Consider the following 756-nt stretch of genomic DNA (forward strand, 5'->3'; position numbering starts at 1 on the left):
TATCTCTGTACGTTGCAAGCTGATAGTCCCACAAGAGTTGCGTCAAGAAATTGACCGCACTTTGCAGGGCTTTGCGAATGCTTGCAACCAGATTCTCGACACCGCCAAACAAAAGAACTGCTGGAACACCGCCAAGCTGCACCACTTGGTCTATCGGCCGGTAAGGGCAGCAACGGGGCTGAAAGCCAACCACGTCTGTCAGGCGCTCCGTCGGGTGATTAGCAATGCCAAGGCGGTGAAGCAAGTCCACAAGTTTCGCCCCACCAGTCTGACTTTGGACGCTCGTACTTTTAAGTACCGAGAGTCCGACCAAGCCGTGGGCGTGACCCTGATGAGCGGACGGGTTTGGCTCAAGCTCAAGATTGGCGGTTATCAAATCGCTTTGCTGCGGGGGCAAACGCCCACCAGCGCTACTCTGTCCAAGACCAAGCAAGGGGACTACTACATCAACATTGCGGTTGAGTTGGACACTCCCCCGACCGGTAAAACTCCAAAGGTAATCGGAGTTGACTTGGGCAGGCGGGATATCGCCACCGCTAGCAACGGGCGCTCTTGGAGTGGAGAACACATCCAGGCCGTCCGTGACCGGTTCAGCCGTGTACGCGCCAAGGTTCAATCCAAACGCACTCGCAGCTCTAGGAGGCTGCTGAGAAGGCTCTCTGGGAGAGAACGGCGCTACCAGACATGGCTGAACCATAACATCAGCAAAACCTTGGTCAGGGATGCCCAGGCTATTGGTGCGGCACTGGCTTTTGA

1 protein-coding gene is annotated in these 756 nt (G+C 56.0%); it reads left to right on the forward strand.

All coding sequences use genetic code 11. The features are described 5' to 3' along the window. Position 1: 1 nt before the first annotated feature. The coding region (locus NW848_RS03565; RefSeq protein WP_414510460.1) for a transposase at positions 2 to 756 on the forward strand (755 nt) is incomplete at its 3' end.

This window comes from Synechococcus sp. RC10A2 (genome assembly GCF_047502605.1).